The following is a 24,374-nucleotide window of genomic DNA, read 5'->3' as shown; positions in this document are numbered from 1 at the left end:
ACACAGAGGTCTTGCCATGCAAAGTTCCCGCTTCCATTTCTTGCTACTCCCGGTCACCGCGGTGCTTGCAGCCCTCGCGCTTGCGGGCTGCAGCCCTTCAGAATCCGCGCCAAAGGACGAAGAAGGGCCCTCCAGAAGTACATGTCAGCTCTGTGGGGCGCAGACGATTTCTCACAGGAAAAGTTTGACAAGCAGCAGCAGCAAGTCGAAGAGCTGGTCGCCGAGTGCATGACGAAAGAGGGCTTTGAGTACAAGCCGAGCGTCCACAGCGGAATGGCCATCTTAGGTGGCGAGGAGGAGGACGGACCCGTTTGGGGATCTCCGGAATTCGCGGAGCAATACGGGTATGGCATCGTTGATTTTCCGGGTGCCGGGGGAGAAAGCCTGCAACCGGATCCCGACGAATACGTCGACCCCAATCAGACCTACCTTGACGGGCTCAGCGAGTCAGAGCAAGAGGCATACTGGGAGACTCTGCACGGGCCGGCCCCCACCGAAGAAGAAATGGCGGCCATGGAAGACAGCGAGGGCGGCTACTTCGAGTACGACTGGAAAAAACAGGGCTGCTATGGTGCGGCGCAGCACGAGGTTGACTCCAAAGAAAACCCCTCCTTCGGGGCAGCGGAGGATCCGGAGTTCAAAGACCTCTTCACTGCGATGCAGGATCTGTACGCTCCGTTGATGGGCGAAGGGGACAACAAGACGATTGCTGAGCTCGACCGGAAGTGGCTCGACTGCATGACGAAAGCTGGCTACACCGAGTACTCGTCCCCCAATCAGATCAGGCAAGCCCTGAATAACGAGTACTTCTCAGAGATGCAGGAGCCGGGCCCCGACGGTGATTACAAGGAGCCGGACGAAAAGGCGAAGAAGGAGTTTCAGAAGAAGGAGATCGCGGTCGCTACCGCTGATGCCCGCTGCAAGAAAGATCTCAACTACGACGCGAAGCAGCAAGAGGCGTTGTTCGAGATTGAGCAGAAGTTCGTTGATGAACACCGTGCAAAGCTCGACGCCCTGCTCGCGAAGTACGGCGCAGAGAAGAAGAAATAGTGCAGGTGGATAAGCTCTTCAGCGAGCCAGGGGACGGACCCGAGCACGACGCCCCCGAGCACGACGGCCCCGAACACGACGAGACCGCAGAAGACGCTCCGCCCGCCAAGCGCCCCCTCACCGGCCCACGCTTGGTGGGTCTTGTCGCGGGCGTTGCGGTGGTGTCGCTGCTGCTTGGAGTCGCGGTGATGCAGTTCATCGTCTCCCCTGCCGAACTTGCCGCTCGCACCACGCCGCCAAAGCCGGGTCCGGTAACGGCCCCGGCCGAGGAGCGGGTGATTGAGAACACGGTTGTCTCACGCGGTGAAATTGGCTACGCAGACGCAGTGGACGTGACGATCGATACCGCAGGCTCCGGCGAGCGCCCCGTCGTCACCGGGCACGTGCCCGAGGTCGGAACGGTTTTGAATGCGGGCAACATCGCGCTGGAAATCGCAGGTCGCCCGGCGATCGTGCTGCCCGGGGATCTTCCCGCGTATCGCACACTGAGCGTCGGCATGCGCGGCCCCGATGTGACCCAGTTGAAGGTCGCGCTGACCTCTATGGGCTACGCGGCGGGCGACACCAGCAGCGACGTGTTTGACTGGGACACCGCGAACGCACTCGGCACCATGTACGAACAGATTGGATACCCGGCACAAGCTGCCACGAGCGATGCGGCGCAGCAGGTACGCGGCGCGGAGCGGGAAGCGCGCGCCGCACGGGTCGCACTCGCTCAGGCCGAGGCAGCACTCGCGCAGGCCCAAGCGGCGGGCAACGCCAACGTCGCCGGCGAGCAGGCGACGCTCAGCGGAGCCAGGGATGCACTCTCTGACGCGCAAGAATCCCTCGCGAAAGCACAGGAAGCGGCGCTGCCGACACTGCCCGCGAGTGAAGCGGTGTTCCTTGCATCACTGCCGCGGCGGGTTGATAGCGTAAGTGCGAAGCGCGGCGATGTGCTTTCTGGCTCTCCGATGAGCGTGTCTGGGGCGACCCTGGCGATTACCGGTACAGTCTCCAAGCAGGATGCGGAACTCCTAAAGGAGGGAGAACCCGGGTACTTCGCTGGCCCGAACGGCGAAGAACTCGCGGCAACCCTGCAGAAGATTGAGGCTCCGGGAGCCGCAAAATCAGACGACAAGGGTAATGCCCCGGGCGGAGCGAAACCAGACCAGGGCGCAGGCGGCCGGTATACCGTCACCTTCGCACTCGGGGAGCTCACCTCTGAGCAGATCGATGCGCTACGCGGGACCAATGTGCGGCTGCGGATCCCCGTGGCTTCCACCGACGGCGAAGTGATCGCGGTACCCATTGCTGCACTCTCGGCCGGATCCGGGGGCGAGGATCGCATTGAACTACTCATCGACCCGCGCGACGGCCCGAACGCGGAGACCGAGTTTGTCAAGGTCACTGCGGGTCTCGCGGCTGACGGCTTCGTCGAGGTCTCCTCAGAGGACCCCCGGGTGAAGCCGGGCGCGCGGGTCGTGATCGGGCGGTGAGCGTGGTGAGGCAGGAGGACTCTTCAGCACCCATCATCGAGCTCAGCGAGGTAACGCGCTTGTTTGCGGGGCCGCCGCAGGTGTTCGCGCTGCGCGGGGTGGATCTCAGAGTGGAACGCGGCGACTATCTCGCGATCGTGGGTCCCTCTGGATCTGGGAAATCAACGATGCTCAACATTCTCGGCCTGCTTGACCGGCCAACAACCGGGAATTTCTTATTCGAGGGGGTCGATGTCTCCGAGCTTGACGACGACGGCCGCACGGCACTGCGCGGTCAGGCAATCGGCTTCGTGTTCCAATCGTTTCATCTGCTTGCTGCTCGAAGCGTACTCGCGAACGTGATGCTTGCCGCGGCCTACGCTGGGGTCCCACGGGATGAGCGCGAGGACCTTGCCCGCATAGCTCTCGACCGGGTCGGTCTTGGACACAGACTCAATTTCTCCCCCGCAACCCTCTCCGGCGGTGAACGGCAGCGTGTCGCCATCGCCCGGGCCGTGTGCACGTCACCTCGACTGTTGCTCGCCGATGAACCGACTGGCAACCTCGACCGCGAAAACTCAGAGGCCGTGATTTCGCTCTTTGACGAGCTCAGCGCCGACGGTCTCACCATCATCATGATCACCCACGACGAATCCGTTGCCGCTGCAGCAAAGCGCCGGGCCCGCATTTCCGACGGCGAACTCTTGGAGATAACGTGAGGGCGGCCTGGCGGAGGCTGCGCGCCGTCTTCACCCGCCGAGGCGAACAGCCCGGGCACGGCACGCACCGCACAGGCTTCACGGGCAAAGACCTACTGTTTGAGGCACTCGACGGGGTCGGCGCACGACCGGGCCGTCTCCTGATCACCCTGCTCGGCACGGTGCTCGGGATCGCTTCTCTCGTCGCCACGATTGGCTTTGCGCAGACGGCCGCGGGGCAGATCTCTCAGAAGTTTGATGCGCTCGCGGCGACGAGGGTGACGATTGAACCGGGAACTTCATCGGGGCCGGGCAACAAAGACCGGGCGACCTCGCGCATTCCGTGGGACTCCGTTGACCGCGTCACCCCACTCGCGGGTGTTGAACGGGCGGCGCTCTACGCGAAACTCGATGACCAGTTGCGGGTTGATGCAGTGCGGGTGCAGGACCCCTCGGCGACACCGGTCGCTCCGCCACCGGTCGTCGCCGCTTCTGCGGATCTCCAACACATCGTTGACGGTCGCATTCGGACGGGCAGATTCTTCGATATCGGCCACGAACGCCGCGGCGACCGCGTGGTGGTGCTCGGGGAGCGGGCCGCGGAAAAGCTCGGCATCAACCGAGTTGCCGGCCAGCCCGCCGTGTTTATCGAGGATCGCGCCTACACAGTGATCGGGATCCTCGACAAGGTGGGGGCGCGGGATTCGCTGCTGGATTCGGTGATTCTGCCGATCACCACCGCACGCAACGAGCTCAGTCTCAGTGCCCCAGCTAGCCTTGATATCTCGATCGCGGTGGGTGCGGGCCCCGTCGTCGCCAGGCAGGCGCCGATTGCGTTAAACCCCGAGGATCCGAAGGCCTACAAGGTTGCCGCACCACCTTCTTCGAGTGAGCTGCAATCCCAGCTCGAGGCGGACGTCAACGTGCTGTTCATCGCGATCGGGATCGTGGCGCTCATCGGTGGCGGCGTTGGGATCGCCAACGTCACGCTCCTTTCGGTCGGCGAGCGGAGAGGTGAAATCGGGCTGCGTCGCGCTCTCGGAGCGAGAACCCGCGACATCGCCAGACAATTTATGCTCGAGTCAATCACCACGGGCTTGCTCGGCGGGCTCATCGGTGTGGCCGTCGGGCTTTTCGGGCTCATTATTGTGTGCCTGACTCAGCAGTGGACCCCGGTGCTCGCGCCGTGGGCGGCCCCCGTCGGCGTTTTGGTCGGTGCGGCTGTCGGCCTTGCAGCGGGAGCCTACCCTGCACTGAAGGCGGCGCGCATCGAACCCGTTGATGCGCTGCGCGACGTGTGACGCGGCGTGCAGCCCGCTCCCACTTTGCTCACACGTTACGGGCGTAGGCTCAAAGGGTACGCCGACGCACAGGGAGTCACAGCTTGTCACGCATTCACGCTACGCGAACGGCCCGCAGTTTTGGCGTATTCGCGACGCTATCGATTGCTCTGCCATTCTGTATCAGCTCGTGTTCGGCAATCTCTGACGCAGAGACGCCCGCAGTAGAATTGCGGGCCGATTCAAGTTCGGATCTCCTCGCGGTGCAGCCCGATCAGTTTTACCAGGTGTCAGAAGTAGAGATCCTCTCCCCCGTTCATACCAACCAACTCGGCGACGACGTTGAAACTCAGGTTTCGCCCTCTGGTTTTATGGTGATGCACGATGGAGTGATCACCCAGGCGGAGCTCTCGATTTCCGTCGCCGGGCTCCCCGAAGCTTCGTTCGTACTGACCGAACCCGTGATCCTTCGCCGCGAAACACGAACCGAGGGTGTGGTCACCGCAGTGGGTACCTTCTCAGTTGACGGTTTTCAACAGCGCGGTGCCACCATCACCCTCGCCTCGAGCGTGATAACGGACCGCGCAGCAGAATTCGACATCACGTTTAAGGTGCCGAGCAGCCTGCTGTCGTACGTCGGTCGCGCGAACGTCAACGAGGTCTCGGCGCACATCGAACTCACCGCAGAGTAGTCACTCACAAGCCCCGTTACTTTGTTCGTAGCTCCTGATCCGCGAGGATGAGGAGTGAGGCAGCCAGCCGGGGCCGGCATGATTGTTGCCCCCTGTCGTACCAATGATCTGGGGGGTGTTGTCACCGACCTCCGGTCTGGCGGTCGGTGATCGCTGATAGGGGCAAGACCACAGCCGCGCATATCGGGGCAGGGTCGTTCGTAACGTGGATGCCGACGCCTACCGCCACCTGACTGCCGAACACATACAAGCAGGACGGAGGAACACCCCTTGAACAGCATTGAGCACTACGACGACGTCGCGGTCTTCATCGGCCTCGATGTCGGCAAGAGCGAGCATCACGCGGTCGCGCTCACCCGCGACGGGAAGAAGCTCTACGACAAGCCGCTCCCGAACACCGAAGCCAAGATCATATCGGTGCTAGATCAACTCGCTGAGCACGGCCCCGCTCTGCTGGTCGTTGACCAGCCCGCCACGATCGGGGCGCTCCCCGTCGCCGTCGCGCAAGCGCATGGTGTGCTCGTCGGGTATCTCCCCGGCCTCACGATGCGCCGCGTCGCTGACCTCCACCCCGGTGAAGCGAAGACCGACGCACGGGACGCGTTCATCATCGCGGAGACCGCCCGCACGATGCCCTCAACTCTGCGATCGATCAAAGTCGCCGATGAGCAGATCGCGGAACTCTCGATGCTGTGTGGCTTCGATGATGATCTTGCCGCGCAAATCACGCAAGTCTCCAACCGCGTTCGAGGTCTCCTCACCCAGATCCATCCCACCCTGGAACGGGTACTCGGGCCGCGTCTGGATCATCCCGCGATCCTCGATGTGCTGCAGCGTTACCCATCACCGGGTGAGTTGCGCCGAGCCGGGCAGAAGCGCGTCGCGGCCAGGCTCCTCAAGCGTGCCCCGCGCAAGGGCGGGGCATGGGCGCAGGAGATCTTCGACGCCCTCGATCAACAGACCGTGACGGTCACCGGCACGAACGCCGCGAGTATCGTGCTGCCACGGCTCGCGAAGCAACTCAGCGAACTCCGCCAGCAACGCACCGATATCGCGTCCGAGGTTGAGAAGATCGTGGAAGCGCACCCTCTTCACCCGGTCCTGACGAGTATGCCGGGAGTCGGCGTCAGGACCGCAGCCAGACTCCTCACCGAGATCGTCGGGAAACATTTCCCCACGGCCGGGCACCTCGCGTCTTACGCCGGGCTCGCGCCCGTCACCCGCCGATCCGGCACCTCGATCCGCGGCGAACACCCCTCAAAGCGCGGCAACAAGGTCCTGAAACGTGCAATGTTTCTTTCCGCGTTTGCAGCGCTCCGAGATCCCGAATCACGGGCCTACTACGACCGGAAGATCGCGCAAGGCAAACGCCATAACCAAGCACTCATCGCACTGGCGAGGCGCCGCTGCGACGTCCTCCACGCAATGATCAGAACCGGCAGCCTCTACCAGCCACGAACCCAATCAGAAACCGCCCTCGCCGCTTGACAAACAACATAGGGGCACCCTCCGTCGGTTGAGCGAGGCGTGTCACAAGAAGCGCCTCCGCCGAGTCGCGTCGTGCACCTCACCGACCAGTTCCTCGATGACATCCTCAAGGAAGACGACGCCGAGCTCGACACCCTCGCCATTCGAAATCCGCGCGAGATGGATCCCCCGCGCCTGCATGCGCGCGAGCACATCTTCCAGCTCGGTATCAGCGTGCAGCGTCACCATCTCACGAATCCGCTTTGCCGGGATCGGCTCAGCGATCCGATTTTCACCCAGGCGCACCAGATCCTTAATGTGCACGTAGCCGACAAGCTCGCCGCTCGCAGCCGCTACGAGGTACCTGGAGAAGCCGTGCCGCACGACCGCGGTTTCAACATCAAGCGGAGTAGCACCGGCGGGCAACACCACCAGTCGATCGAGCGGCACCAACAGGTCTTTCGCCTGTTTGGTAGTGAACTCAAACGCAGCAGTGAGGGCCCCGCTGCGGTCCTCCAGCACTCCTTCGCGGGTGGAGTGACTGACGATGCTCGCAACCTCTTCCAGCGTGAAGGTACTATTGGTCTCCGATTTTGGTTCGACTTTGAAGAGGCGCAGCACCCCGTTTGCGATCGCATTGAGTGCCGAAATGATGTGGCGCAACACATGCGACACCCACACGAGCGGCGGAGCGAGCAGCAGCACAGCCTGGTCTGGCATCGAGAACGCAGCGTTCTTCGGCACCATCTCACCAAACACAACGTGGAGATACGAGACACCGAGCAGCGTGATCACGAACGCCGTGACGTTGACCACCTCAGCAGACAGGCCCGTCCAAGCGAGTGGGCCCTCGAGCAGATGGTGGATCGCCGGTTCCGAGACGTTCAGGATCAGAAGTGAACATACCGTGATCCCGAGCTGCGCCGTCGCAAGCATCAGCGTCGCATGTTCCATGGCATAGAGCGCGGTCTTCGCACGCTTGGAGCCCGCTTCAGCCTTTGGCTCAATCTGGGATCGTCTCGCCGAGATCACCGCAAACTCAGCACCGACAAAGAATGCGTTGGCGATGAGCAACAGCACGAGCCAGAGGATTCCTAGCCAGTCACTCATGCGTCACTCCCTTCGCTGTGGTCTGTCACTTCACGGTCGTCGGTGGACCTCGGGATGCTTCTGAAACGCAGACGCGCGATCCGGCGGCCGTCCATTCGTTCCACACGCAGGGTGCCGACATCCGGCAGAGTCACCTCGTCACCGGTTTCCGGGATCCGGCCAAGTTCACGGAGCACGAACCCTGCGACGGTGTCGTACTCGTCGTCTTCTGGAATCACGATCCCTGTCTGTTCGAGCACCTCGTCTGGTCTCAGATCCGCTGGGAACAGCATGTCGTCGGCGGTTCCAATCACTCCAGCGGCTGCCCGGTCGTGCTCGTCGGAAACTTCTCCAATGATCTCTTCGACGAGATCTTCAAGCGTAACGATTCCGGCAGTGCCGCCGTATTCGTCGACGACAATCGCGAGCTGGAACCCGCTCGTGCGGAGCTCTTCAAGGAGTTGGTCGAGGCGCATGGTTTCTGGAACGCGCACCACGTCTTCTGCGAGCGCTGCAACCGGAACCTCAGCGCGTTTGTGGCGGGGCACAGCGACGGCCTGCTTCACGTGAACCACACCGATCACATCGTCACGATCCTCGTCGATCACGGGAAAACGTGACAGCCCGCTACGACCGGAAAGTTCCAGGATCGCCTGGGCGGGTTCGAGTCGCTGCAGGCTTTGAATCTTCAGACGCGGGGTCATCACGTCGGCGGCGGTACGCTCGGCAAAGCGCAGGGTGCGATCGAGGAGCGTCGCCGTATCGGCTTCGAGCAGCCCAGCACTCGCGGAGTGACGCACGAGAGAGGACAGCTCTTCGGCTGAGCGTGCACCGGAGAGCTCTTCTTTCGGCTCGATCCCCATGCTGCGCAGGATCCCGTTCGCGCTGCCGTTGAGCAGGGCGACGGCGGGCTTAAACGTCGCAGTAAATGCAGCCTGCGCCGGCATCACGAGCTTGGCAGTTGCAAGCGGCCGTGAAATAGCGAAATTCTTAGGGACGAGTTCGCCGATGATCATGGAAAATACCGTGGCAAACACGATCGCGAGCGGCGCGCTGATGGTTCGCCGCAGTTCATCAGGCACCCCCAGGGCGGCCAGCGGGGTATTGAGAAACCCGCTGATGGCGGGCTCAAAGGTGTACCCGGCGAGCAGCGTCGTGAGTGTGATGCCGAGCTGCGCGCTGGAGAGGTGCGTTGAGGTGCGGGAGAGCCCGCGGATAACTCTGTCGAGTCCGTTTTCTCCGCCTATGCGGCGGCGTTCAAGGTCCTGGCGATCAAGCGCAACGAGCGAGAACTCTGAGGCGACGAAGATTCCCGTACCAACGGTGAGAAGAATGCCGAGGCTAAACAGTATCCAGTCGTTCACTGAAGACCTCGAACGGATAGGGTCCGCGCGCAAGCGCGGTAGGTACTCGGGGGGTCCGAAGGTCTTCGAGAGTCTTGGTTCATGATCCCTTTAACCCTACACATTCGTTTCACCACACGCACCGAATCCCGGGCGAAGTCCCAGAATTCTGGCTGTGCACCTCCACCCAAAATCAACACTTCAGCACCCAAGTCTGCTCGCGACACACTTATCTGAGCAACAAGGAGGCATGTCGCGCGCGAAAGGCGTAGGCTTATGGACGGTGCGGATACAGGTGTCGCCACCTCTGGGTTTCATCGTGCCGCGGAATGACAACGAGAGGAAGTCGCTTTGGCTGAGCGCACGGAGGCCACCGAACAGGTCGGTCCCGCAGGAGATTTCGGTGCAAACGCTTGGCTTGTCGATGAGCTGTGGAAACAGTTTCAGCTCGACAAGAACTCAGTAGACAGGTCATGGTGGCCGGTGCTCGAGAAATACGCGAGTTCACCCGGTGCGCTTGAGCAGCAATCTCCGCCGGGCACCGCAGCCCAACCGACAACGATGCCGATCACGACGGTAGCCCAGCCTGCGCGCACCACCAACGTCGCGCCACGCACGGCCCCGATCCCGGCCGACGCGCCCAGAAAACCGCAGGCTGCCACCACAGGCGCGATCCCGCTTCCAGAAAAGGAAGCGCACATTACGCCACTTCGCGGCATGGCTCGCTCGCTCTCCAAGAACATGGATCAGAGCCTCACTGTGCCCACCGCGACGAGTGTGCGCACGGTGCCAGCGAAGCTGCTCATCGACAACCGCATCGTGATCAACAATCACCTGCGTCGCAGCCGCGGCGGCAAGGTCTCCTTCACCCACCTGATCGGCTGGGCGATCATCCAAACGCTGAAGGAATTCCCGAGCCAGAACGTCGCCTACGCGGAGGTCGACGGCAAGCCCTCGATCGTCGTCCCACCACATGTCGGCTTCGGCATCGCCATCGACGTTCCAAAACCCGACGGCACTCGCTCGTTGCTGGTTCCCTCGATCAAACGCGCCGACACCCTCGACTTCAACGAGTTTCTTGCGGCCTACGAGGATCTGGTGCAGCGCGCCCGCGCCAATGCGCTCGGCGCTGACGACTTCCAGGGCACCACGATCTCCCTCACGAACCCCGGCGGCATCGGCACCGTGCACTCCGTTCCACGCCTCATGCAAGGCCAGGGTTGCATCATCGGTGCCGGCGCACTCGAGTACCCTGCGCAGTTCCAGGGATCCTCGCCCGAGGTCCTCACGAATCTCGGTATCGGCAAGACGATTACGCTCACAAGCACCTACGATCACCGGGTGATTCAGGGAGCAGGATCCGGTGAATTCTTGAAGATCGTGCATGAGCGGTTGATCGGCGGTCACGATTTCTACGAAGACATCTTCGCGGCGCTGCGCATCCCTTACAAGCCTGTGCAGTGGGCTTCCGACATCCACGTCGACATCTCCGGCGCAATTGACAAGTCTGCGCGCGTGCAAGAGCTCATCAACGCCTTCCGCGTGCGCGGTCACTTGATGGCCGATACCGATCCGCTCGAATACCGCCAACGCACCCACCCCGACCTTGAGATCGAATCCCACGGCTTGACCTTCTGGGATCTCGACCGAGAGTTCGTCACTGGCGGTATTGGTGGCGCGCGCACCATGAAACTGCGCGACATCCTCGGGGTGCTGCGTGACTCCTACTGCCGCAAAATCGGCGTGGAATACATGCACATTCAGGATCCCGCGCAGCGTAAGTGGATGCGCGAGCAGCTTGAGGTGCCGTATCAGAAGCCAAGTCACGATGAGCAGCTGCGGATCCTCGACAAGCTCAACGAGGCCGAAGCCTTCGAAACGTTCCTGCAGACAAAGTACGTCGGCCAGAAACGCTTCAGCTTGGAGGGCGGCGAGTCAGTGATCCCGCTGCTCGATGCGATGCTCATCGACGCCGCAGAAGATGGTGTCGACAGCGTCGATATCGGCATGGCGCACCGGGGCCGGCTGAACGTGCTCTCAAATATCGCGGGCAAGACCTACGGTCAGATCTTCCGAGAGTTCGAAGGGGCGCAAGCAACGAAGACCGGTTCAGGAGACGTCAAGTACCATCTCGGCACCACCGGTGTCTTCACCGCTCCAAACGGCACACAGGTACCTGTTCACCTCGCAGCGAATCCTTCGCACCTTGAGACCGTTAATGGCGTACTCGAAGGCATCGTGCGCGCGAAACAAGACCTCAAGCCGATCGGCTCCTTTACCACGCTGCCGCTGCTGATCCACGGCGACGCGGCGATGGCGGGCCAGGGCGTCGTCTATGAGACGATGCAGATGTCGCAGCTGCGTGGCTACCGCACCGGCGGCACGATCCACATCATCATCAACAATCAGGTCGGCTTCACCACGTTGCCGTCCGATTCGCGATCCGCCGTCTATTCCTCGGACGTCGGCAAAGTGGTGCAAGCACCAATTTTCCACGTCAACGGCGATGACCCCGAATCGGTCGTGCGCGTCGCGAAGCTCGCCTACGAGTTCCGTCAGCGCTTCCACGTCGACGTCATCATCGACCTGATCTGCTACCGACGTCGCGGCCACAACGAGGGTGATGACCCCTCGATGACCCAGCCGCTGATGACGGACCTGATTGAGGCAAAACGCTCAACCAGGCGGATCTTCACGAGCGCGCTCGTGGGCCGCGGTGACATCACCGAAGAAGAGTATGAGAAGTCCAAGCAGGATTTCCAGGCTCGTCTCGAGATTGCGTTCCAGGAGACTCACGTTGCACAGACCGGGGCAATCCCGATCATCGACCAGAGCGGCATCGGTGAGGTGAAGGAACTTGGCGGTCCCGGCCCCGCGCCGCTGCAGACGGCAGTAGACAAGACGGTTGTTGAACGCATCGGCGACGCCTTCGCGAACAAGCCCGAGGGCTTTACCGTGCACCCGAAGCTGCAGCAGCTGTTGAACAAGCGCGTCGAGATGAGTCGCGAGGGCAACATCGACTGGGGCTTTGGCGAACTCATCGCACTCGGGTCACTCCTCATGGAGGGCACTGCCGTTCGTTTCGCGGGGCAAGACGCGCGCCGCGGCACCTTCGCGCAGCGCCACGCGGTCTTCCACGACCGCAAGAACGGTCAAGAGTGGATCCCGCTGCTGAACCTCTCCGAGGATCAGGCGCGATTCTGGATCTACGACTCGCTGCTCTCCGAATATGCTGCGCTCGCCTACGAGTACGGCTACTCGCTGCAGCGCGAGGATGCCCTGGTGGTGTGGGAAGCGCAGTTCGGCGACTTCGCTAACACTGCTCAGGCGGTCGTCGACGAGTACATCGCCGCCGCCGAGCAAAAGTGGGGCCAGCAGTCTTCGGTTGTGATGCTGCTGCCGCACGGCTACGAGGGCCAGGGGCCGGATCACTCCTCTGCACGCATTGAGCGTTTCCTGCAGATGTGCGCGGAAGACAACATGATCGTGGCGCGCCCTTCGACCCCAGCGAACTATTTCCACTTGCTCCGTCGCCAGGCCTACGCACGCCCGCGCAAGCCACTTATTGTGTTTACGCCAAAGTCGATGCTACGTTTGCGCGGCGCAACCTCAAGCGTCGAGGACTTCACAAACGGCACATTCCAGCCGGTGCTGGATGATCCGCAGGTACTCGATCAAGCTGCTGTTGAGCGCGTGATCCTGGTGTCGGGCAAGACATACTACGATCTGCGCGTCGCCCTCGACAAGAACCCCGATCCCCGTGTCGCGCTCGTTCGCGTCGAGCAGTTCTACCCGATTCCGGGTGCCCAGCTCGGCCGTGTGCTGGCACAGTACTCGGGCGCCGAGCTGGTGTGGGTACAAGACGAGCCAGAAAACCAGGGCGCCTGGCCGTTCATCTCGCTTGAGCTGTCGAAGCATCTCGCCAATGATCGGATCCGCGTGGTGTCACGGGCGGCCTCGGCTGCTCCCTCGACCGGATCGGCAAAGGTGCATGCGGTGGAGCAGGAGGCGCTCATCTCGAAGGCGCTGAGCTTCGACAGTGGCGAGTAGTACGATGCGGGTGGGAGCGCAATGACGACTGCGTTGCGCCCCCACTTCGCCATCGTAGGGAGTGGTCCTTCCGGCTGCTATCTGGCACAGAGTTTGCTGCGGGGTTTCCCCCACTCCGCAATCACCGTGTTTGACCGGCTTGTCTCCCCGTTCGGGCTGATCCGCTACGGGGTCGCTGCCGACCATCAACATACAAAGGCAATCACACGCCAGTTTGAACGGCTCTTTCAGAATCCGGCGGTGCGATTCGCGGGTAACGTCGAGGTGGGGCGTGACGTGTCGCTCGATGAATTGCGCGAATCCTATGACGCGGTAATTCTAGCGACCGGTTTGAGTGCTGATCGCGGCCTCGATCTTCCTGGGAGCACGCTCCCCGGCGTCATTGGGGCGGGCGCCATCACACGCGCGCTCAATGCGCACCCCGATGAGCCGGCTGCGCTTCCCCCGCTCGGCAGCGACGTGGTGCTTTTAGGAGCCGGCAACGTTGCACTCGATATTCTGCGGTTCCTGGTGAAAGGCCGCGACGGCTACATCGAGAGTGACATTGCGGATCCCACCCTCAACAGTTACCTCTCTGATCCGGCGCTGCGGATCACGATGGTGAGCCGATCCACCGCCCCTTTCACAAAGGGTGACCCGTTGATGATTCGCGAGCTTGCTGAGCTGCCACGAGCGAGCTACGTTGCTGACAGTCTTCTGACGCGCACCCCCCAAGCAGCCGCTCCCGAGCGAGAGCTCGATCGCGTCGAGGCCGCTCGGATCGCTGCGTGGGAGGCGCTTCTCTCGCCCGATCGCGGCGAGCACCCCGGCCCCCAGGTGTCGCTGACCTTTGGCGCAATTCCCTGCAGAATACTCGGCGACGCGCACGTCGAGGGTGTTGAAGTTCTGGTCGACGAAAAGCGTGTAACGATCCCCGCAAGCTCGGTTATTACGGCGGTAGGATTCGCGGCCAGCGGCCACCTCGCACATCTGCTATCCGCAAGTTCAGAAATCGGGCTGATCGACACCGGCCTGTACCGGACGGGCTGGGCGAAACGCGGTCCGCGGGGTGCGATCCCGGAAAACCGAGCCTGCGCAAAAGCTGTGGCCGCAGAAATCACCGCCGATATCGCATCGGGGAAGCTCCCGGTTTTGGCGAGTAGACTCGGCTTCTCCGGGCTCCCCGCCCGGGTCAGTACCGTGGCGATCAACTATGAGCAGTGGCTCACACTTGAGGCGCACGAACGCGAACATGCTCCCTCGGATCGCATCCGGCAAAAGATTTCAGAGCACGACCGCATGGTCGCCATTGCACGCGGTGAGGCGTCAGATCCCGCAAGCACCGCGTGACAGGAAAGGAAAACCGCCCAGTGAAATTCACCGTTCTCTTCGGCACTGAATCCGGTAACTCGGAACTCATCGCCGAGGACCTTGGCGCCAAACTTCTTGAGACCGAGTCAGATGTCATCGTCTCAGACATGCAGGATTTTGACCCCGCCGATCTCAGCCCCGAAAGATTCACCATCATCGTGTGCTCGAGCCATGGTGACGGAGGCCTTCCAGACACCGCCATCTCCTTCGCGGAGGCGTTTGACGCAGCTCCGCCGAACTTGAGAGGTTTGCGGTACGCGGTCTTTGGCCTGGGTGACAGCTTCTATAAGGACACCTACAGCCAGGGCAGCGAGAAAATCGATCGTCGCTTCCAGGCGCAGGGCGGGGAACGCCTTGGCGAGTATGGCCGCCACGACGCCTCATCTTGGGATCTCGGCAGTGATGTGGCGCTTGCTTGGCTGCCCGGCATACTTGAGGCCGCGCGCGCATCCGAGGGTGCCAGCGTATAGTTGCTGCCACCCATCTTCCCTAGACCGTGGTGAACACCTTGCTGGTGATCCGCCAGGTGCCATCCCGGCGCACGAGCCCGAAATAATTGCGGAAGTCGGCGCCTAAGAACTGCCGCTCGTCGAGTACGGCGTGGGCGACGTCTCCGGTCACCGTAATGCTGTGGATATTTGCCGCGTAGCTTTCTGCCGCGGGTGCCGCCGTCGCGATCACGTTCGCAGCGAATTCGGCACCGCTCATGGTCGCGTAGTCTGACCCCAGGTATCCCCACATGACAGCATGCTCATCGAACGCATCGCGCACCATCACAGGGTCGGCCGCAGCACAACCGTCGACGTATTTTTGGACCGCTGCTCTCACTTCGTCTTCCATGAGGCAATCGTAACCGGACGAATCACGGCCAGCTAGGACAGCAGCGCACACTCACGCCACTACGATGACAGCGTGAGCAGTATCCCCTACTTCGACGCCGCCGCGGTTCGCAGCGCCCTGCCCTTTGGTCAGGCCATCCATGCGATCGAGGAGAGCTTGCGCGCGGGACTCGATCCCGAAATCGATGCCCCCAGGATCTTTAGTCCCGCACCGGACGGCGAATTTCTCCTCATGCCCGCCCAGGGGGAACAGTTCAGCGGCTTGAAAGCACTGACCGTCGCCCCGGAGAACCCCGCACGGGGCTTGCCAAAGATTCAGGGACTCTACATCCTCATCGATTCAGACACTCTCTCCCCCGTTGCGATCTTTGAGGGAGCAAGCCTCACCGCGATCCGGACGCCCGCGGTCACCATCACCGCGGTCAAGCAACTCGCCGCCGCGGCTTCACCCGCGAATCGGCTTCCCGACGAGCCACGCGTGCTGGTGTTCGGTGCGGGAGTGCAAGCCGAGGGCCATGTGTTGGCGATGCAGTCGGCCTTTCCCGGGGCGCAGTTTCAACTCAGCGGCCGCAGCCCGGAGCGAGTCAGCGCCCTCGTGAATTCACTCACCGAGAGTACCAGGGGGCTCAGTATTCGCGCCGTGTCGGGCCCCGTGAACGAGGCGCTGAACGATGCCAACGTGATCCTCTGTACCACCAGCTCTGACACACCGATCTTTCATGGCTCCTCGGTCGCCTCCAACGCCATCGTTGCCGCCGTTGGCACTCACGGGCGCAATCGGCGCGAGGTTGACGACGCCCTCGTCCGCCGCGCCGACGTTCTCGTCGAGGGTCGCCGCTCGGCCGCGCGAGAAAACGGGAACCTTTCGACCGCGTTGTCCCCCGCTGATTGGGAAGGCCGAAATGCGCCCAAGAATCTGCGCGAGGCCGTCCTGGGGGGCTTCCGTCGCCGAGATGGGCACCCGGCCTTCTACTCAGGCGTCGGCATGTCCTGGCAGGATCTCGTGTGCGCGACCGAGATCTGGAGGCTGACTGCCGTGCGCTAGAGTTGACTCCCATGACTCACTCTCCCGCGCCGGGATGGTACCCCGATTCCAACGGCAGTTCACGCTACTGGGACGGTGTCGCCTGGACCAAGCACACTGCTGCTGCACCGCACGCAGCACCCGTCGCGGCATACGCCCCCGCCACGGCCCCGCAATATGCCGCGCAGTCGAACGCGGTCGCTCCCTATGTCCCGGCGGCGACTCAGATAGCGCACAGCGATCCAAATCTCGCGTATCAGCAGCACCTGGCGTATATGGCGGCCACTCGAATCACCGTGTCCCCGCCGCGCACAGGCGACAGCAACGGCCTCGCCACGGCAGGGTTTATTCTCGGGCTCGTGTCATTCGTGTTCATGCCGATCGTCCTCATCCCCTTTCTCGGCCTGCTTTTCTACGGGGCGCTTTCGATCACAGGGCTCGTGCTCTCGATCATGGGAATTGTTCGTTCGAATGTGACCGGCACCGGGCTTGGGCTGGCGATCGCCGGCCTCGTGCTGTCAGTTCTCTGACGCCGGGCACGCTCCCAAAGCTTTCAGCCCTTCATCTCGAGAGGCGATAGACTGGGTCTACTGAAAATACTTTCAAGGAGCACGATATGACCACTTGGCGTATGCCCATCGAAGGGCACGAGCAGGAACGACTGTGGCTGGCGTGGCCCACGACCGGCTACACCCTCGGCGACACCGAAGCCGAGGCCGAGGAAGCCAGGCGCACCTGGGCAGCAGTGGCGAATGCGGCAAGCGACTTCCAGCCCGTCACGGTGGTGCTGAACCCCGGCGACGAAGAGATCGCCACGAAGTACCTCTCTGGCCAGATCGACCGTCTTGTCGCGCCGCTCAACGACGCTTGGATGCGCGACATCGGCCCGAGCTTCGTCCTCGGCGAAAACGGTGAACTTGGCGCTGTCAATTTTGTCTTCAACGGCTGGGGCAGCCAGGACTGGGCCGAGTGGGACAAAGACCAACACATCGGCCGGATCGTCGCCGAGGCTGCGGGTGCCACGCTCATCGACTCCGAGATGACCAACGAGGGCGGTGGGATCCAGGTGGACGGAACCGGCCGCGTGATCCTCACCGAGACCGTGCAACTGGATCCGGGCCGGAATCCCGGCTGGAGCAAAGAGCAGGTCGAGGCGGAGCTTGCGCGGACCATCGGAACGACGAGCGCGATGTGGTTGCCGCGCGGCCTGACACGGGATCACGACACCTTCGGTACGCGCGGTCACTCAGATATTCTCGCGGCGTTCGCAAGCCCCGACATTCTACTCATGCACCGCCAGGACTCAGACGCGCACCCCGATCAGCAGATCGCGCGCGCCAATCGCGAGGTCGCGGAACGCTACCGCGACGATACCTCGGCTGATTTTGAGATCATCGACCTCCCCGCACCGACCACCCTCCGAGACGATGAGGGATTTGTTGACTATAGCTACATCAACCACCTGGTCATCAACGGCGCGGTGCTGGCGTGTGCGTTCGAGGACCGGGCGGACGAGCAAGCGATCCAGACGCTCCGCGAGGTGTATCCCGGACGCGAGGTGATCGGGATCGATGCCCGCCCACTCTTCGCTCGCGGCGGCGGTATTCACTGCATTACCCAGCAACAGCCCAAAGCTCACGCGAAGGCCTAGGCAGAGAGGCGCGCGGAGGAATATGCTGGTCCCATGACCAGTGCATTCCTCCGCAAAGCTCACGTTCGGGTCGGCGTCGCCGCAGCAGTTTCGGCGCTCTTGATCCTCACCTCTGGCTGCGCAAGCGGCGGGACTGATGCCTCGTTCGAGGGGGTGTGGGGAGACCCAGCCGCCGAGGGAAAGCCCTCGCTCGAGTTCTTCGCTGACGGCAGCTACGCGGGTACCGACGGCTGCAACCGCGTTGGTGGCGACTACGTTAAGGATGAAGACGGCATCGCTGATCTTGGAATGATGCGAACCACCATGATGTTCTGTGAGGGCGTGGACACCTGGCTGGGTCTCGCGCAGAAGGCCGAAATCTCTTCGGGTGAGTTGCTTCTACGCGACAGTAAGGGCGCCGAAGTCGGCACCCTTACTCGCCACGAAGACTAAGGCTCACTAGTGCCAAAGCACCGCGAGGCACACGTTCAGCGCAGACATTCCCGCGATCGCGCCGAGCACTCCGCCTGAGACGCGGTCCTTCTTGCGGTTCACAAGAATCAGCACGATGATCGCAATCAGCACGATCAGCTTCACGCCGATCTTCATGTTGTTCGGCGACGTGCCGAGCATGTAGAGCGATCCGACGAGCAGCAGACCCGTCGCCAGCAGCAGCCACGAGCCGTGGAGCATGCCGGCGGAGATCTTCGCCGCGCCCTTTTTGACCGCGGGAAGCTGCGCCAGCGCGCTTCCGAAGACCACACCAAATCCGATGATGTGCAAAACAACGAGAATACTCTTCACAATAAGCATGTCTTCCATTCTTCCCTAGATTCGAGCTACTTCTTGTATGCCCACGCGGCGCCCCTCCCGGATTCCGGCGTAGTGTGCGCACAGATTGTCGTTATGGGCCCGGATAAGAACAATCTGCGCACACACCGGGCTCTGCCCGCCTCTCGCAGCAGGGCACAAACCCGAGGCGCATCAGTGGAAGAAGTGACGCTCTCCTGTGAAGTACATGGTGACGCCCGCGGCCTTCGCGGCCTCGATCACCTCGGGATCGCGCACAGACCCTCCGGGCTGCACCACCGCACGCACGCCCGCGTCGAGCAACACCTGCAGTCCGTCAGCAAACGGGAAGAAGGCGTCTGAGGCAGCTACGGACCCGGCCGCCCGCTCCCCGCACGATCAACAGCGAGGCGGCAGGAATCGACGCGGTTCACCTGACCCATACCAACGCCCACCGAGGCGCCGCCGTTCGTGAGCAGGATCCCGTTTGACTTCACGGCACGGCAGGCGCGCCACGCGAACTCAAGCTCGGCGAGCGTCTCGGCATCGGCGGGCTCCCCTGCGGCCAATTGCCATGCGGACGCCGGGGCGAAGGCTCGATCCGTATCCTGCAGCAGGAATCCACCGGACACCTGACGCAGCTCCACTGGATTCTGGGCAAAATCGGCGGGTAGTACCAGCAGACGGACGTTCTTCTTCTGGGTCAGGATCGCGAGCGCCTCGGGCGCAAATCCCGGAGCGACGATGACTTCGGTGAAGATATCTGCGAGAGTTTGTGCCATCCCCTCAGAGACCTCGCGGTTTGCGGCAACAACCCCACCGTATGCGGACACGGGGTCGCAGGCGTGCGCGAGCTGGTGCGCTGCGGCGATCGGATCCGCCGCCCCTCGGGTGCTACCGCAATACCGCAGGGGTTTGCGTGCTTGATGATTGCCACGGCCGGACGCTCGTGATCAAAGGCGGCGCGCACCGCGGCGTCGGCATCGACGTAGTTGTTGTACGACATCTCTTTGCCGTGCAGCTGGGTCGCCTGCGCGATCCCCGCACCCTCGTTCTCGGTGAACAGCGCAGCGCGTTGGTGGCTGTTCTCGCCGTAGCGCAGCACCTGCTCGCGCAACCCAAACATCTCGTATCCGACATAGCCGTCGGTCGCCTCAAAGATGCTGTCTACGGAGGCGTCGGCAACCGCGTCTTCCTCGGCCTCAGCGATCGTGTCCGCCCAGGCGGCATCCTCCTGATCGAGGAACCAATTGGCGACCGCAGCATCGTACTGCGCGGTGTGCACGAACGCCTCCGTGGCGAGCGAACGCCGCAGCGCAAGCGAGGTGCCCCCCTCCTGCACAGCGGCAATGATTTCGTCGTAGCGCAGCGGGGAGACGACAATCGCGGCGTTGGCGTGGTTCTTCGCGGTCGCGCGCACCATCGCGGGACCACCGATATCTACGTTCTCGATGACGTCAGCAGCCGGCTTGCCGGATGCGACGGTCTGCTCGAAGGGGTAGAGATTCACGACCACCAGCTCGAAGGGCGCGAAGCCGAGCTCTTCAAGCTGTGCCCGGTGATCCGCAAGCCGCAGATCCGCAAGCAGGCCCGAGTGCACGGCGGGGTGCAGGGTCTTCACGCGGCCATCAAGCGCCTCAGCGAAGCCCGTCACCTCTGCCACATCCGTCACCGGGTGACCGGCCTCACGAATCGTGGCCGCGGTGGATCCCGTCGACACAATCTCCACACCGGCGGCGGCGAGCGCGGCCGCAAGGTCGAGGAGGCGGGTCTTGTCACTCACAGAGATGAGTGCGCGCCGCACGGCAATCTGGTCGCGGTGCTCGTAGAGGGCGGGATCGTGGCTCTGGACTGCCATGTGGTGAGGCTCCTTAGGTGTTGTCGTCGTGCTTCTCGGGTCAAAGTGGCGCGCTGGGGCCGGGGTCAAAGCTGGGAGAGCTGAATCTTGCCGAGGGCGATCTCGCGCACCGTCTCCACGAGGAGTGGGCGTTCAAGCTCTTTGATTCGCTCGTGCAGATCGGCTTCGTTTTCCCCCGGCAGCACCCGGACTCGCGCCTGCCGAATCACGGGACCGGTATCAACACCCTCGTCGATGACGTGCACCGTCACTCCGGTTTCTGTGGCACCCGCGGCGAGCGCGTCACGCACGGCATGGGCGCCGGGAAAGAGCGGCAGCAGGGCCGGGTGGGTGTTAATGAGATTGGGGGTAAACGTGCGCACAAACTCTGCGGGCAGGATCCGCATCAGCCCGGCGCTTACCACGAGGCTCTGCTCTTCCGGGTCTTCGCCGATCCCGTGTTCCCGGAGAGCTGCGGCGAGCGCCAGCCCCCACGCCTCCCGGTTCGTAAAGTCGCCGGGTCGCACGATGAAGCTCGGGATCCCCGCTGCGTGCGCGTGGGCGATCCCCGCGGCATCGGTGTCTGAGCCGACACACACAATCTGCGCCGGATATGCGGGATCAGCGGCCGCTGCGAGCAGTGCTTGCAGATTGCTGCCGCCACCAGAAATCAACACCGCGAGTTTCAGCACTGCCTTAGTCTACCGTGCCCGCAGGGTGTGTCTGAGCACCTGAGCTACCTCACAGGCATAATCTCGTCGGCGAGATCCATTGGCCGGGCTTCCGCAAAAAGCCGGTCTTCCTGCGCAGCCCAGCGAGCCCAGTGGGGGCGATACGTGTCTCCATCCCGGGCGAAGGCGCGGCTTTGTCGCAGTTCTTCGGAGCCCTCTAACCACACGCTATACACCCGAGCCTCCTCGCCGCCGGCCCAGCTGCGCGCCGCAGCAAGATTGTCAGCGGTGATCGCACCGCAGCCCTCAACGATCAGCGGGCGTTGGGAGCCCAGGGCGATCCGGGGTCCAAACTCGCCAGTCCCCCAGTTGTAGGCGCGATACCCGCGCTCAATGAGGGCACGTCCCGCCGCGTGGGATCCCTCCGCGAGTCCGTCCCAGCCCGGGTAGAGATCTTCGATGTGCAACACCTGCGCCGAGCCACCACAAGCGTGCACAAGCTCCTCGGCCAGCGAGGTCTTTCCGGATCCCGAGCGGCCATCGATCAGGATCACGTCAAAGGATCCGGGCTCCCGCAGAGCGCTCACTCGGTGTCCCTGCGAGGCCAGGGCCAAGCTTTGCGAGCGTCCACGGGGTCTTCGGGGGTCAGCTCGCTGGTGTCCCACTGGAACGCGCGCAGGAGCGCGTCGTTGGGTACCTCGGCAGCCGCCTCAGATTCAGGATCCGGTGCACCTTCAGCAGTCTCCGCCGCCTCAGTCAGCTCGACGGTTTCGGCAACCGCAGCCGTATCGGCATCGGCAAACACGTCGGCATCGGCAAACGCGTCAGCATCGGCGAACGCATCAGCATCAGCATCAGCATCTTTGCCCGGGCCAGAGAACTCCGCCGAGTCGCCTGCAATGCCAAAGTAGCTTCCGAGCCGGGCGACGTCGAGCTTGCCCGATGCAACTCCGAGCAGCGCACCGACACCCAGCTCGGCTGCGGCGAGCCCCGCCACGAGCCACGGCGCGGGCCCGGTCACCGCTAGGCGATCCGGCCCGATAGATCCGGTGGCGAGCGCGACGAGTCCGGCAAGCACAAGGCCGACAACCACGACAGCCCCGAGCGTCACGGCCACTGCCACCGTCAGGCTGCCGCGTCTCAATACCGGCCTGCGAATGAAGAGCGCCCCCATCACTACTCCGGCCGCAACGATCATTGCAGGCGCAATAATTCCAGCCCCACCCCAGCCCTCCGGGATCGCGCCGAACAGCGGCAGCGCGGGCATCGGACCAAGCAAAGTTTCAAACGGCGACACCGAGCTTCCCGCCCCCACAGAGAAGCCAGCTCCAGTGAGCCACGAAAGGCTCCAGATCAAGGCCGTGGGCAGCAGCACCAGATGCAGAAGGAACAGCAACAGCGCTCCCAGCGGATCAAGCTGCAAGCTTTGCGTCAGCGTCGTAATGGTGACGTAGCCGGCGATAATCGAAACCGTAAACCACAGGGCACCCAGGCCGAACAGCACCGCAAACAGTGATGCCGCGAGGCGCAGCATCTCGGCTAGGCGCGCTGGCAGCGCCGCGGTTCCAGGTGCGCCGAGCGCGTCAAGACCGCGCTGCTTCCAGCGCACAACCAAGGCCCACCACGGATGATCGTCATGTCCGGCCCGCACGAGAAACGCGAGAAGAGAGGGGATGAAATACACCAGCGCTGGCACCACGATTGCGAGTGGCCCCGTCCAGAGGATCCGGGGCCCCGCAAGCGACACGACAGCCGCCACAACTGCGACGAACCCGGCGGTTCCGCCCAGCACTCCCGCCACCCCGAGGCCGCCGCGCTTGCCGAATCGCCACCCGGAACGCGCCGCGAGCAGCGCCGTGATGAGCGTCAGGCCGAGCGGTGCGAGCGACAGCGTGAAGCTCAGCGCCTCGGGCGTAAGACCCAGCCCGAGCGCATCCTCCGGCGTCAGAGCGAACGTGAGCGGCACACAGTGGGCGAGCAGCCAGACAGCCGCGATGTCTGAGGCGACGTCCCCGGGTTCTGCGGCCAGCCCAAAGGTGATGATCCAGAGCAGCAGTGCCGGGATCGCGACGATCACGAGCCCTGCGAGAGCGACGGCAATCGCTTCAATCGCGGCGATTATGGCCGTCACTGTGGGTCTCATCGCCCTGCAGTCTATCGCGTTTCGCTCGCAGTGAGAGCTGCCGCTTCCTCGTGCAGCGCGTGTCTCACCGCTTCAAGCGCCGGGTGTCTGCCGCTTGACGCGCGCGCCGAGGTAAACACTGTCCGCTGCGGCTCCCCATCAAGTGACACCAACCGCAGACGGTGGTCTGCCCCGCGGTGCACCAGGTCCGGCAGCACGGCCACCGCGTTTCCCGTTGCGATCAGGCGCACATGGGTCTGTAGGTCGGCCGTCTCGTAGCGAACATCGGGTTCGAAGCCGGCGCTGCGACAGAGCTGCAGCGCCCAGTGCCGCGAGGCCGCCCCCTCCGGCTCCATCACCCAGGGCAACTCTGCGGCTGCCGCCAGGTGCGTGGCGGCATCAAACGCGGGATCCCCGACCCCGAGCGGCGGCAGACCGAGGCGCAGGTGATCCCGGATCAATGGCTCGCGATCCAGACCCTCAAAATGCGGGGCAGAGTGCCCCGGGTACTGTTCCGCGACCACGAGGTCGAAGGCTCTGGCGCGGGTTTCCTCGAGGCCGGATTCCGGCTCGTGCTGCACCATCTCGACCCGCAGTCGGGGTGGGAGCGTCTCAGGCGGGCGAGCACCTGGGGCAAGAGCGCGAGGAGGGCAGTTTGGAAGACAGCCAGTCTCACGGTGCCTGCCACCTCCGCGTGGGCACGGTGCAGCGCAGCTTCCGCCCGCTCGAGCCCTGCAAGCAGCTCCTGTGTTTCTGCGACAAGCACTTGCGCCGCGGCGGTCAATTCGAGCGTGCGTCCGACGCGCCGCAAGAGCGGCACTCCGGCCTCTCGCTCAAGCAGGGCAAGCTGCTGGGAGATCGCTGACGGGCTGTAGCGCAGCGCATCAGCGACTGCCGCGACCGTGCCGCGCGCATCAAGCTCCCACAGTAATCGCAGCCGTTTAATCTCCAGCACACCACACCTCGAATTCATGAAGTTTTACTTC

Annotated in this window: 20 protein-coding genes and 2 pseudogenes; 13 read left to right on the top strand and 9 right to left on the bottom strand. The window is 63.2% G+C overall.

Annotation, left to right across the window (positions count from 1 at the left end):
• Window positions 1–141 precede the first annotated feature (141 nt).
• From G7067_RS06525 to G7067_RS06500, 6 genes are all read left to right on the top strand, one after another.
• On the top strand, window positions 142–1,050 hold the full coding sequence (locus tag G7067_RS06525; RefSeq protein ID WP_166322898.1) for a hypothetical protein: 909 nt from the start codon (window positions 142–144) through the stop codon (window positions 1,048–1,050).
• A 5-nt stretch (window positions 1,051–1,055) separates the two neighbouring features.
• The gene (locus G7067_RS06520; RefSeq protein ID WP_244301307.1) at window positions 1,056–2,528 is read left to right on the top strand and encodes a peptidoglycan-binding domain-containing protein; all 1,473 of its coding nucleotides are present in this window, start codon (window positions 1,056–1,058) and stop codon (window positions 2,526–2,528) included.
• A gap of 5 nt (window positions 2,529–2,533) precedes the next feature.
• Window positions 2,534–3,226, top strand: a complete 693-nt coding sequence (locus G7067_RS06515) for an ABC transporter ATP-binding protein (RefSeq protein ID WP_166322896.1) — start codon at window positions 2,534–2,536, stop codon at window positions 3,224–3,226.
• Window positions 3,223–4,506, top strand: coding sequence for an ABC transporter permease (locus G7067_RS06510; protein WP_244301306.1), 1,284 nt, complete (start codon window positions 3,223–3,225; stop codon window positions 4,504–4,506). The genes G7067_RS06515 and G7067_RS06510 overlap by 4 nt, the downstream gene beginning before the upstream one ends.
• 83 nt (window positions 4,507–4,589) lie before the next feature.
• Window positions 4,590–5,177: a hypothetical protein gene (locus tag G7067_RS06505; RefSeq protein ID WP_166322894.1), complete on the top strand. Its 588-nt coding sequence runs from the start codon at window positions 4,590–4,592 to the stop codon at window positions 5,175–5,177.
• Between the two features lie 279 nt (window positions 5,178–5,456).
• Window positions 5,457–6,665, top strand: a complete 1,209-nt coding sequence (locus tag G7067_RS06500) for an IS110 family RNA-guided transposase (RefSeq protein WP_166325516.1) — start codon at window positions 5,457–5,459, stop codon at window positions 6,663–6,665.
• Window positions 6,666–6,707: 42 nt separating this feature from the next.
• Here G7067_RS06500 and G7067_RS06495 read toward each other — a convergent pair whose 3' ends face one another.
• Both G7067_RS06495 and G7067_RS06490 read right to left on the bottom strand, forming a co-directional pair.
• Window positions 6,708–7,754 carry a hemolysin family protein gene (locus tag G7067_RS06495; protein ID WP_166322892.1) on the bottom strand — a complete coding sequence of 349 codons (1,047 nt, stop codon included), beginning with the start codon at window positions 7,752–7,754 and terminating at the stop codon, window positions 6,708–6,710.
• On the bottom strand, window positions 7,751–9,097 hold the full coding sequence (locus tag G7067_RS06490) for a hemolysin family protein (RefSeq protein ID WP_166322890.1): 1,347 nt from the start codon (window positions 9,095–9,097) through the stop codon (window positions 7,751–7,753). Before G7067_RS06490 ends, G7067_RS06495 begins: the two co-directional genes overlap by 4 nt.
• A gap of 330 nt (window positions 9,098–9,427) precedes the next feature.
• Between G7067_RS06490 and G7067_RS06485 the strand changes: the two genes are divergently transcribed.
• From G7067_RS06485 to G7067_RS06475, 3 genes are read left to right on the top strand one after another with little or no spacing between them, the layout of a single operon-like run.
• Window positions 9,428–13,126, top strand: a complete 3,699-nt coding sequence (locus G7067_RS06485; protein ID WP_166322888.1) for a multifunctional oxoglutarate decarboxylase/oxoglutarate dehydrogenase thiamine pyrophosphate-binding subunit/dihydrolipoyllysine-residue succinyltransferase subunit — start codon at window positions 9,428–9,430, stop codon at window positions 13,124–13,126.
• Between the two features lie 21 nt (window positions 13,127–13,147).
• A complete protein-coding gene (locus tag G7067_RS06480; protein ID WP_166322886.1) occupies window positions 13,148–14,455 on the top strand; it encodes an FAD-dependent oxidoreductase in 1,308 nt (435 codons plus the stop codon).
• Window positions 14,456–14,475: 20 nt separating this feature from the next.
• Window positions 14,476–14,946 carry a flavodoxin domain-containing protein gene (locus G7067_RS06475; RefSeq protein WP_166322884.1) on the top strand — a complete coding sequence of 157 codons (471 nt, stop codon included), beginning with the start codon at window positions 14,476–14,478 and terminating at the stop codon, window positions 14,944–14,946.
• A gap of 19 nt (window positions 14,947–14,965) precedes the next feature.
• Here the strand turns inward: G7067_RS06475 and G7067_RS06470 are convergent, their stop codons facing one another.
• Complete coding sequence (locus G7067_RS06470; RefSeq protein ID WP_166322882.1) at window positions 14,966–15,316, bottom strand: nuclear transport factor 2 family protein; 351 nt, start codon at window positions 15,314–15,316, stop codon at window positions 14,966–14,968.
• 72 nt (window positions 15,317–15,388) lie between these two features.
• Here G7067_RS06470 and G7067_RS06465 point away from each other — a divergent pair, with 72 nt between their 5' ends.
• From G7067_RS06465 to G7067_RS06450, 4 genes are all read left to right on the top strand, one after another.
• Complete coding sequence (locus tag G7067_RS06465) at window positions 15,389–16,360, top strand: ornithine cyclodeaminase family protein (RefSeq protein WP_166322880.1); 972 nt, start codon at window positions 15,389–15,391, stop codon at window positions 16,358–16,360.
• An 11-nt stretch (window positions 16,361–16,371) separates the two neighbouring features.
• Entirely contained in the window at window positions 16,372–16,869 is a 498-nt protein-coding gene (locus tag G7067_RS06460; protein ID WP_166322878.1) for a DUF2510 domain-containing protein, read from the top strand.
• 86 nt (window positions 16,870–16,955) lie between these two features.
• On the top strand, window positions 16,956–17,990 hold the full coding sequence (locus G7067_RS06455; protein ID WP_166322876.1) for an agmatine deiminase family protein: 1,035 nt from the start codon (window positions 16,956–16,958) through the stop codon (window positions 17,988–17,990).
• A 33-nt stretch (window positions 17,991–18,023) separates the two neighbouring features.
• Entirely contained in the window at window positions 18,024–18,422 is a 399-nt protein-coding gene (locus G7067_RS06450; protein WP_166322874.1) for an META domain-containing protein, read from the top strand.
• A gap of 6 nt (window positions 18,423–18,428) precedes the next feature.
• On the opposite strand, the gene G7067_RS06445 is transcribed toward G7067_RS06450, so the two are convergent.
• The 6 genes and pseudogenes from G7067_RS06445 to G7067_RS06420 form a co-directional block, all read right to left on the bottom strand.
• A complete protein-coding gene (locus tag G7067_RS06445; RefSeq protein ID WP_166322872.1) occupies window positions 18,429–18,782 on the bottom strand; it encodes a hypothetical protein in 354 nt (117 codons plus the stop codon).
• Between the two features lie 171 nt (window positions 18,783–18,953).
• Window positions 18,954–20,616 (bottom strand): annotated as a pseudogene (purH, locus tag G7067_RS06440) (bifunctional phosphoribosylaminoimidazolecarboxamide formyltransferase/IMP cyclohydrolase).
• 65 nt (window positions 20,617–20,681) lie between these two features.
• Window positions 20,682–21,287, bottom strand: coding sequence for a phosphoribosylglycinamide formyltransferase (gene purN / locus G7067_RS06435; protein WP_166322870.1), 606 nt, complete (start codon window positions 21,285–21,287; stop codon window positions 20,682–20,684).
• Window positions 21,288–21,331: 44 nt separating this feature from the next.
• Window positions 21,332–21,853 carry a nucleoside/nucleotide kinase family protein gene (locus G7067_RS06430; RefSeq protein WP_166322868.1) on the bottom strand — a complete coding sequence of 174 codons (522 nt, stop codon included), beginning with the start codon at window positions 21,851–21,853 and terminating at the stop codon, window positions 21,332–21,334.
• A complete protein-coding gene (locus tag G7067_RS06425; RefSeq protein WP_166322866.1) occupies window positions 21,850–23,409 on the bottom strand; it encodes a cell division protein PerM in 1,560 nt (519 codons plus the stop codon). The genes G7067_RS06430 and G7067_RS06425 overlap by 4 nt, the downstream gene beginning before the upstream one ends.
• Window positions 23,410–23,420: 11 nt before the next feature.
• Window positions 23,421–24,343, bottom strand: a pseudogene (locus G7067_RS06420) (LysR family transcriptional regulator).
• Between the last annotated feature and the right edge of the window lie 31 nt (window positions 24,344–24,374).

Origin of the sequence: Leucobacter insecticola, assembly GCF_011382965.1 — a bacterium.
In the GTDB taxonomy this organism is placed as follows: Bacteria; Actinomycetota; Actinomycetes; order Actinomycetales; family Microbacteriaceae; genus Leucobacter; species Leucobacter insecticola.
The sequence above is the reverse complement of the archived record's forward strand: the minus strand, read 5'-3'. Positions and strand labels throughout refer to the sequence as shown.

What these genes read in the sequence shown, in the direction of transcription:
- G7067_RS06525 (WP_166322898.1), top strand. Translation starts at nt 142, where the DNA reads ATGTCAGCTCTGTGGGGCGCAGACGATTTCTCACAGGAAAAGTTTGAC.
- G7067_RS06495 (WP_166322892.1), bottom strand. Translation starts at nt 7,754, where the DNA reads ATGAGTGACTGGCTAGGAATCCTCTGGCTCGTGCTGTTGCTCATCGCC.
- G7067_RS06480 (WP_166322886.1), top strand. Translation starts at nt 13,148, where the DNA reads ATGACGACTGCGTTGCGCCCCCACTTCGCCATCGTAGGGAGTGGTCCT.
- G7067_RS06470 (WP_166322882.1), bottom strand. Translation starts at nt 15,316, where the DNA reads ATGGAAGACGAAGTGAGAGCAGCGGTCCAAAAATACGTCGACGGTTGT.
- G7067_RS06460 (WP_166322878.1), top strand. Translation starts at nt 16,372, where the DNA reads ATGACTCACTCTCCCGCGCCGGGATGGTACCCCGATTCCAACGGCAGT.
- G7067_RS06455 (WP_166322876.1), top strand. Translation starts at nt 16,956, where the DNA reads ATGACCACTTGGCGTATGCCCATCGAAGGGCACGAGCAGGAACGACTG.
- G7067_RS06450 (WP_166322874.1), top strand. Translation starts at nt 18,024, where the DNA reads ATGACCAGTGCATTCCTCCGCAAAGCTCACGTTCGGGTCGGCGTCGCC.
- G7067_RS06445 (WP_166322872.1), bottom strand. Translation starts at nt 18,782, where the DNA reads ATGCTTATTGTGAAGAGTATTCTCGTTGTTTTGCACATCATCGGATTT.
- G7067_RS06425 (WP_166322866.1), bottom strand. Translation starts at nt 23,409, where the DNA reads ATGAGACCCACAGTGACGGCCATAATCGCCGCGATTGAAGCGATTGCC.